The 7,685-nt window shown below is 73.1% G+C and carries 9 protein-coding genes; 5 read left to right on the forward strand and 4 right to left on the reverse strand.

Going from position 1 to position 7,685, the window contains the following annotated elements:
- The coding region (locus ACXJKG_RS17320; RefSeq protein ID WP_456846982.1) for an aminotransferase class IV at positions 1-549 on the forward strand (549 nt) is incomplete at its 5' end.
- A complete protein-coding gene (locus ACXJKG_RS17325) occupies positions 549-1,553 on the forward strand; it encodes a serine hydrolase domain-containing protein (RefSeq protein ID WP_456846983.1) in 1,005 nt (334 codons plus the stop codon). The genes ACXJKG_RS17320 and ACXJKG_RS17325, both read left to right, overlap by 1 nt.
- 6 nt (positions 1,554-1,559) lie before the next feature.
- On the opposite strand, the gene ACXJKG_RS17330 is transcribed toward ACXJKG_RS17325, so the two are convergent.
- On the reverse strand, positions 1,560-2,168 hold the full coding sequence (locus ACXJKG_RS17330; protein ID WP_456846984.1) for a hypothetical protein: 609 nt from the start codon (positions 2,166-2,168) through the stop codon (positions 1,560-1,562).
- Positions 2,169-2,530: 362 nt separating this feature from the next.
- On the opposite strand from ACXJKG_RS17330, the gene cimA reads away from it, so the two are divergent.
- The 3 genes from cimA to ACXJKG_RS17345 all read left to right on the forward strand — a co-directional run bounded on the left by cimA (position 2,531) and on the right by ACXJKG_RS17345 (position 6,194).
- Positions 2,531-4,153, forward strand: a complete 1,623-nt coding sequence (cimA, locus tag ACXJKG_RS17335) for a citramalate synthase (RefSeq protein ID WP_456846985.1) — start codon at positions 2,531-2,533, stop codon at positions 4,151-4,153.
- Positions 4,154-4,241: 88 nt separating this feature from the next.
- Positions 4,242-5,114, forward strand: coding sequence for a sensor domain-containing protein (locus ACXJKG_RS17340; protein WP_456846986.1), 873 nt, complete (start codon positions 4,242-4,244; stop codon positions 5,112-5,114).
- A gap of 21 nt (positions 5,115-5,135) precedes the next feature.
- On the forward strand, positions 5,136-6,194 hold the full coding sequence (locus ACXJKG_RS17345) for a lipoate--protein ligase family protein (RefSeq protein ID WP_456846987.1): 1,059 nt from the start codon (positions 5,136-5,138) through the stop codon (positions 6,192-6,194).
- Position 6,195: 1 nt separating this feature from the next.
- Here the strand turns inward: ACXJKG_RS17345 and ACXJKG_RS17350 are convergent, their stop codons facing one another.
- From ACXJKG_RS17350 to ACXJKG_RS17360, 3 genes are all read right to left on the reverse strand, one after another.
- Entirely contained in the window at positions 6,196-6,504 is a 309-nt protein-coding gene (locus tag ACXJKG_RS17350; protein WP_456846988.1) for a DUF202 domain-containing protein, read from the reverse strand.
- On the reverse strand, positions 6,501-6,872 hold the full coding sequence (locus tag ACXJKG_RS17355) for a YidH family protein (RefSeq protein WP_456846989.1): 372 nt from the start codon (positions 6,870-6,872) through the stop codon (positions 6,501-6,503). The genes ACXJKG_RS17350 and ACXJKG_RS17355 overlap by 4 nt, the downstream gene beginning before the upstream one ends.
- A gap of 175 nt (positions 6,873-7,047) precedes the next feature.
- Positions 7,048-7,685: YggS family pyridoxal phosphate-dependent enzyme (locus ACXJKG_RS17360; protein ID WP_456846990.1), on the reverse strand; the 638-nt coding region annotated here is incomplete at its 5' end.

Raw genomic sequence — 7,685 nt, forward strand, 5'->3', positions numbered from 1 at the left:
GTCGCCATCTGGGTCGACCAGGAGTACCACCGCGCCGGCGCAGGTGGGACGGGTGCCGCGAAGTGCGGCGGCAACYACGCCGCGAGCCTGCTCCCGCAGCAGGAGGCGTACGAGAAGGGCTTCGAGCAGGTGTGCTTCCTCGACGCGTCGACGAACACGCAGCTCGAGGAGCTGGGCGGCATGAACGTCTTCGTCGTGGGCGCGGACGGCAGCGTCGCGACGCCGCCGATCTCGGGCTCGATCCTCGAGGGCGTCACGCGCTCGTCGATCCTGCGCCTGCTCACCGACGCAGGCCACGAGGTCTCCGAGCGGCCGATCCCGTTGGCGGAGCTCCGCGCGGGCCTGGCCGACGGCTCGGTGCGCGAGGTGTTCGCGTGCGGCACGGCCGCCGTCATGACTCCCATCGGCCGCATGGCCAGCGACGACTTCGACCTCACGGTCGGGGACGGCCAGGCCGGACCGGTCACCACGCGCATCCGCGACGAGCTCACCGACATCCAGTACGGCCGCGCGACGGACCGGCACGGCTGGCTGCACCGCCTGGTCTGATGGAGCTGGGCCCGCTGGTCGACCGGATCGCCGCCGAGAGCCGCTTCTCGGGGGTCGTCCGGGTCGACCGGGCGGGCACCACGGAGCTGAACGTCGCGTACGGGCTGGCCGACCGGCGGCACGGCATCGCGATGACACCGGACTCGCAGGTGGCGATGGCGAGCGGGTCCAAGGGCATGACGGCCCTGGCCGTGCTGAGCCTGGTCGAGGACGGCACGCTCGCGCTCACGACGACCGCGCGCTCGATCCTGGGCGCCGACCTGCCGCTGATCGCCGACGACGTCACGGTCGAGCACCTGCTCGCGCACCGGTCGGGCATCGGCGACTACCTCGACGAGGAGGCCGACACACCGATCAGCGCCTACGTGATGACCGTGCCGGTGCACGAGCTGGCGACCACCGAGTCGTTCCTCGCGGTGCTCGACGGCTTCCCGACGGCGTTCCGGGCGGGGGAGCGGTTCGCGTACTGCAACGGCGGCTTCGTGGTGCTCGCCCTGCTGGCGGAGCGAGCGTCCGGGGTGCCCTTCCACGACCTGGTGCGCGACCGGGTCTGCCGCCCGGCAGGGCTGGTCGACACGGACTTCCTGCGGTCGGACGCCCTGCCGGACCGGGCCGCGCTCGGGTACGTCGAGCTGGACGGGCAGTGGCGGACCAACGTGTTCCACCTGCCCGTGCTCGGCTCCGGCGACGGCGGGATGTACACGACCACGGCCGACGTGCACCGGTTCTGGACCGCGCTGTTCGAGGGCGCGATCGTCGGCCGGGACACGCTGGCGCGGATGGTCGCCCCGCGCAGCGACGTCCCGCAGGAGCGTCGCCGCTACGGGCTCGGGTTCTGGCTGCACGCCACCCGCGACGTCGTGCAGCTGGACGGGTACGACGCGGGCGTGTCGTTCCGCAGCGTCCACGACCCCGCCGAGGGGCTCACCGTGACGGTGGTCGCGACGACGTCCGAGGGCGCGTGGCCGCTGGTCCGCGCGCTGCAGGAGCGTTTCGTCGACTGAGCCGGGTCAGTCCAGGGGCGTCCCGGGGCGCAGGGTCCGTCCGAGCACCCCGACCAGCAGCGACCAGATCGCGATGCCGATGAGCGCGTTCACGATGCCCGCGGAGATCGACGACTCGAGCTTGTCGGTCCAGGTGAGGGGAAGAAGTGCTGCCGTGAGGGTGCCCAGGAACATGATCCAGCCGAAGAACGCCTTGGGCTTCGGCGTGGTGAGCACGAGCAGGTGCAGCAGCCCGCCGGCGGCCACGGCGAAGAGCGCGGCCCCCACCACGTACGCGGCGCCGGTCGAGTCGGTGCCGAAGATGTCCTTGACCGCGAGCTCGATGTTCAGGATCTGGTCGACGATGACGACGCCGACCAGGCCCACGAGCGCGGCCACCAGCGCCGTCGCGACGACACCGGCCCAGTACCGCCCGGCGTCGACCGACGGGCCGGCGGGTGCGCGGGGGGCTGCGGCGGGGACGGGCGGCGGGACGGCCGCCGGCTGCAGTGCGGCGGGGTAGACGACGGTCGGGTCCGGGACGGGCGCGGGGGCCGGGGCCGGCGCGGGAGCCGGTGGGGGCGTCGCGTGCGGGTAGGCGGACTGACGCTCGGGCGGGGGAGTCGGGTCGGACATGCGGCCTCCTCGGACGGAGTGCCGCGTCGACGGCACGGGCCCACGCTAGCGAAACGGACAACTCGGCGCTGTCGTCCGCGCCGTGAGCGTGGTGTCCAAGGGGTGGAACGCGTGACCACGCCGGGTGACGTGTGCCACCATGCAGGTGTGACCCTCTCCTCCCTCATTATCGAGTAGCGCGTCGGCCCACCACGCTGACGCGCAGACCTCCCGTACCCCGGGGGGTCTTTTTGTTGGTCGGAGCACCACCCCCGCCCCGACTACCGTCGACTGCACCGGCACACCCCGCCCGAGAGCAGTACGACGAAGCAGCAGCCAGCACGAGGTCAAGTCGCCCGTCCCAGCACCGAAGAGAGCCCATCGTGTCCGTCCTCGCCAGCACGCCGTTCCAGGTCTACGACACGACCCTGCGCGACGGTGCCCAGCAGGAGGGGATGAACCTCTCCGTCGCCGACAAGCTGGCCATCGCGCCGCTGCTCGACGAGCTCGGTGTCGGCTTCATCGAGGGCGGCTGGCCGGGCGCGGTGCCCAAGGACACCGAGTTCTTCAAGCGGGCGGCCAAGGAGCTGGACTTCCGCAACGCCGAGCTGGCGGCGTTCGGCAGCACGCGCAAGGCCGGCACCCGCGCGGTCGACGACCCGCAGGTGCGGGCGCTGGTCGACTCGGAGGCCCCGGTCGTCGCGCTCGTCGCCAAGCACGACCTGCGGCACGCCGAGCGGGCGCTGCGCACCACGGGCGACGAGAACATCGCGATGATCGCGGACACCGTGGCGTTCCTGGTCCGGGAGGGCCGCCGGGTGGTGGTGGACGCCGAGCACTTCTTCGACGGCTACCGGTTCGACCCTGCCTACTCCCGGGCCGCCGTCCTGGCCGGCTTCGAGGCGGGGGCCGAGGTCGTCGCGCTGTGCGACACCAACGGCGGCATGGTGCCCACCTGGGTGGCGGACATCGTGCACGAGATCCGCGGCGCCGTCGGGCCGGAGGCGATCCTGGGGATCCACGCGCACAACGACTCGGGCTGCGCGGTGGCCAACACGCTCGCCGCCGTCGAGGCCGGGTGCACCCACGTCCAGGGCACGGTCAACGGGTACGGGGAGCGCACGGGGAACGCCGACCTGCTGTCGGTCGTCGCGAACCTGCAGCTGAAGTACGGGCTCCCCGTGCTCAAGGTCGAGGAGGGGCTGCCCGGCGGGCTCAGCGAGCTGACCCGGATCGCGCACGCCATCAGCGAGATCACCAACATCTCCCCGTTCGCGCGCTCGCCGTACGTGGGAGCCAGCGCGTTCGCGCACAAGGCGGGCATCCACGCGTCGGCCATCCGCGTGGACCCGGACCTCTACCAGCACACGGACCCGGCCCTCGTCGGCAACGACATGCGCATGCTGATCTCGGACATGGCCGGCCGCGCGTCGATCGAGCTCAAGGGGCGCGAGCTCGGGTTCGACCTGTCCGGGCGCCCCGAGCTGCTCGGCCGGGTGACCGACCGGGTCAAGGACGCCGAGGCGAACGGGTACACGTACGAGGCGGCGGACGCGTCGTTCGAGCTGCTGCTCCTCGAGGAGATCGACGGGCAGCGTCCGCAGTACTTCCGCGTGGAGTCGTGGCGGACCATCGTCGAGCGCGCCGGCGGGCGCGGGGCACCGGCGACGGCGGAGGCCACGGTCAAGCTCCACGCCGGCGGCGAGCGGATCGTCAGCACGGGCGAGGGCAACGGTCCCGTCAACGCGCTCGACCACGCGCTGCGCCAGGCGCTCCTGCGGGTGTACCCCGAGCTCGAGACGTTCGAGCTCATCGACTTCAAGGTCCGCATCCTGGACTCGATGCACGGCACCGACGCCATCACGCGCGTGCTCATCGAGATGACGGACGGGCAGCGCTCGTGGAGCACGGTCGGCGTCGGGCCCAACCTGCTGGAGGCGTCGTGGGAGGCCCTCACGGACTCCGCCATCTGGGGGCTTCGCAACCGAGGCGTGCAGCCGCGCTGAAGTTCATCCCTGCACACTCGACCCCGGCGGCTTAGCCTCGGACCGACGGCCGCTGCAGCGCGGCCGCGGGTGTGCGGAGGGAGCGGTCGTGTCCGGCAGTGCGCCGCAGCCCGTCGACCCGGCTCCCGGGGACGAGCCGCAGGCGGGGGGCCCGGTCCGGTCGCGCCGCGGCTGGTGGTGGTTGCTCTTCGCCGTGCTCGCCCTGGCGCTCGTCACCGTCCTGGTCGCGCAGCCGTGGGAGCCGGTCGAGACCGAGCCCACGCCGTCGGTGACCGTCACGCCGCCGCCTCCCGAGACCACCGCGCCGACCCTGCCGACGCCGTCCGTGTCGGTCGGGCCGCCCGGGGCGGACGCCGTCTTCGACGCCACCACGGCCGCCGGGCTGTTCGTCACCTCCGAGGACCTGGTCAACGACGTCCCGGCCGCCAAGCCCGGCGTGCAGCCGCTCCTCACCACCGGCACGTGGGGGCTGCCTCCGGGCTCCAGCATCGTGCCCGACCAGTGCGTCACCGCCGTCACGGTCGTCGAGCAGGCGCCCACCTGGTACGACACCCGGATGTGGGGGAACACGGACTTCACGTTCGACCAGGAGATCGTGATGCTGCCGGACCCGGCGGCCGCGCGTGAGGCGTTCCGCGAGCTGGTCACGACGGTCGACGCCTGCCCGAAGTACACCCAGGTGGACAACGGCGTCGACCGCGCCACCTGGACCGCCGACCCGGCCATCGAGGGTCAGGGCGTCTACCCGTCGATCGTGCAGGAGATCACGCACACCGCCGCCGGCGTGAACGCGCCCTCGTACCGGGGCCACATGCTCGTCGGCAACACCATCGTCACGTGGACCGCCGAGTCGCTCGCCACGGGTGACGCGGACGCCGCGCTGGCCACCCTGGGGGACCCGACCACCCTCTCCGCGATGGTTCAGGAGCGGGCGCAGTCGGCCGTGCAGGCGCTGGGCTGACCGCGACCTACGCTGGGCACCGTGCACGGTGAGTACAAGGTCCCCGGCGGCAAGCTCGTCGCGGTCGACCTCGACGTGGTGGACGGGCTGCTGAGCGGCGTCAGCGTGAGCGGCGACTTCTTCCTGGAGCCCGACGAGGCGCTGCCCGTGCTGTCGTCGGCCCTCGAGGGGCTGCCGCGGGACGCACCGGTGAGCCGGCTGACCGAGGCGGTGACGAGCGCTCTCGACGCGCAGCACGAGCCCGTCACGATGGTCGGGTTCGACGCCCACGCCGTGGCCGTCGCGGTGCGTCGGGCGCTCGGCCTGTCGAGCGCGTGGGGCGACCACACGTTCGAGCTGATCCACCCCGGCCCGCTGCCACCCGCCGTGCACGCGGCGCTCGACCAGGTGCTCACCGAGGAGCTCGCGGCCGGCCGGCGAGGGCCCACCCTGCGGTTCTGGGAGTGGGTCGAGCCGGCGGTGATCATCGGGTCGTTCCAGTCGCTGCGCAACGAGGTCGACCTCGAGGCCGCCGAGCGCTACGGCATCACGGTGGTGCGGCGGATCTCCGGCGGCGGCGCGATGTTCATGGAGGCGGGCAACTGCATCACGTTCTCGCTGGTGGTGCCCGCGTCGCTGGTCGACGCCATGACGTTCGAGGAGTCCTACGCGTACCTCAACCAGTGGGTGCTGGGCGCGCTCGCGGACGTCGGGGTGCAGGCCTTCACCAGCGGGCTCAACGACATCGCGTCACCGGCGGGCAAGCTGGCGGGCTCGGCGCAGAAGCGGATGGTCGGCGGCGCGGTGCTGCACCACGTGACCATGTCCTACGACATCGACGCGGACAAGATGCTCGAGGTGCTCCGGATCGGCCGCGAGAAGCTCTCGGACAAGGGGACGACGAGCGCGAACAAGCGCGTCGACCCCGTCCGGTCCCAGACCCAGCTGCCGCGCGAGGCCGTCATCGCCGCGTTCGCCGCGCACTTCCGCGCCCGCTACCCGACCGTCGACGGCGTGCTGCGGCCCGAGGAGCTGGAGCGGGCGGGCGAGCTGATGCGGACCAAGTTCTCGGACCCGGGGTGGACCGCGCGCGTCCCGTGACTCAGGCGCCGTGCAGCAGCACGAACGCCACGGCGGCGATGCCCATCACGATCAGCGAGAGCGCGCAGACGGTCACCAGGCGGCCGCCGGGAGGGACCGAGCGGCCCACCAGATGGCGCCGGTGCGACGAGATGGTGAGTGCGGCCGCCGCGACGAGTCCGACGCCGGCGAGGCTCCACGCCGAGAGGCCGACGAACTCCTGGAGCAGGTGAGCCGCCGCGATCCCGCCGCCGAACAGCCCGAGCGCGGTGCGCCGCCACGCGAGGTGGGTGCGCTCGACCGCGAGCGTCGTCGGCGCCGCGTCGGTCACGCGAGCGCCAGCCCCACGAGGACGAGGCCGCCGGCGACGCACACGCCGACGACGAGGAGGCCGAACGCCGAGGGTGCCGGCAGCGGGGTGCTGGTCCGCACCGAGCGCTCGGCGCGGGCCCAGCCGAGCCAGGCGAGCACCGGTGCGACCGCGCCGAGGGCGACGAGCACCATCGCCGCGGCGAACCGCAGGTCGGTCTGCACGGGCAGGTTCAGGGCCTCGAGCGCCACGCCGCCGGCGAGCAGCGCCAACGAGGTACGGATCCAGGCGAGGAACGTCCGCTCGTTGGCCAGCGAGAACCGGGCGTCCGGATCGGTCCCGGCCCGGTACACCCACCGGGGGAACCGGCCGTCCTGCTCGTCATCCATGCGCCCATCTTGTATCAGCCCGACTCCGGCGTGCTCCTGACGCTCGACGAAGGAGAGACATGGACCCCGATCTTGACCGCCAGCTGCGCCGCCTGACCGTGCTGCGCGCCCGCGAGCTCGCCGCGCACCCGCGCGCCTCCGTCCGGACCGCCCAGGTGGTGCTGCTGCGCGGCGGTCACGTCGGGCGGGCGCCGAAGACCGCGCTGCCGACGCGCACGAGCGTCGCGCCCTCCGCGATCGCGAGCTCCAGGTCGCCGCTCATGCCCATGGACAGCTCCGTCGCCGTCTGAGTCCCCGAGGCGACGATCCGGTCCCGCAGACCGCGCAGCAACGCGTACCCGGCGCGCACGACGCCGTCGTCGTCGGAACGCGCGCCCACCGTCATCAGGCCCGCCACCCGCAGGCCCGGCAGCGCGGCGACCGCTCCGGCCAGGTCGACGGCCTGCGACGGGCTCACGCCGTGCTTGCTCGCCTCGCCCGACACGTTGACCTGCAGGTACACGTCCATCACATCCGTCGCGCGCGCCGACAGCCGCTCCGCCAGCTCCAGCGAGGCCACCGACTCGACGCACGAGGCCCAGCGCAGCGCGGCGTTGACCTTGTTCGACTGGAGCGGGCCGATCAGGTGCAGGTCGGCCAGCCCGGCGAGCTCCGGTCCCTTGGCGACGAGCTCCTGCACCCGGTTCTCGCCGACCAGCACGGGCAGCAGCGCGGGGTCGGTGGCGCGGGCCTCGCGATCGGCCTCCAGCGCGGCGCGGACGAGGTCGGCCGGCTGCGTCTTGGTGGCCAGCAGGAGGCGGACCTCGCGCGGGT

The organism is Cellulomonas sp. P5_C6 (assembly GCF_054049635.1).

Bases quoted from the DNA above. Each gene is read 5' to 3' on its own strand.
- ACXJKG_RS17325 (WP_456846983.1), top strand. From the start codon at position 549: ATGGAGCTGGGCCCGCTGGTCGACCGGATCGCCGCCGAGAGCCGCTTC.
- ACXJKG_RS17330 (WP_456846984.1), bottom strand. From the start codon at position 2,168: ATGTCCGACCCGACTCCCCCGCCCGAGCGTCAGTCCGCCTACCCGCAC.
- ACXJKG_RS17355 (WP_456846989.1), bottom strand. From the start codon at position 6,872: ATGGATGACGAGCAGGACGGCCGGTTCCCCCGGTGGGTGTACCGGGCC.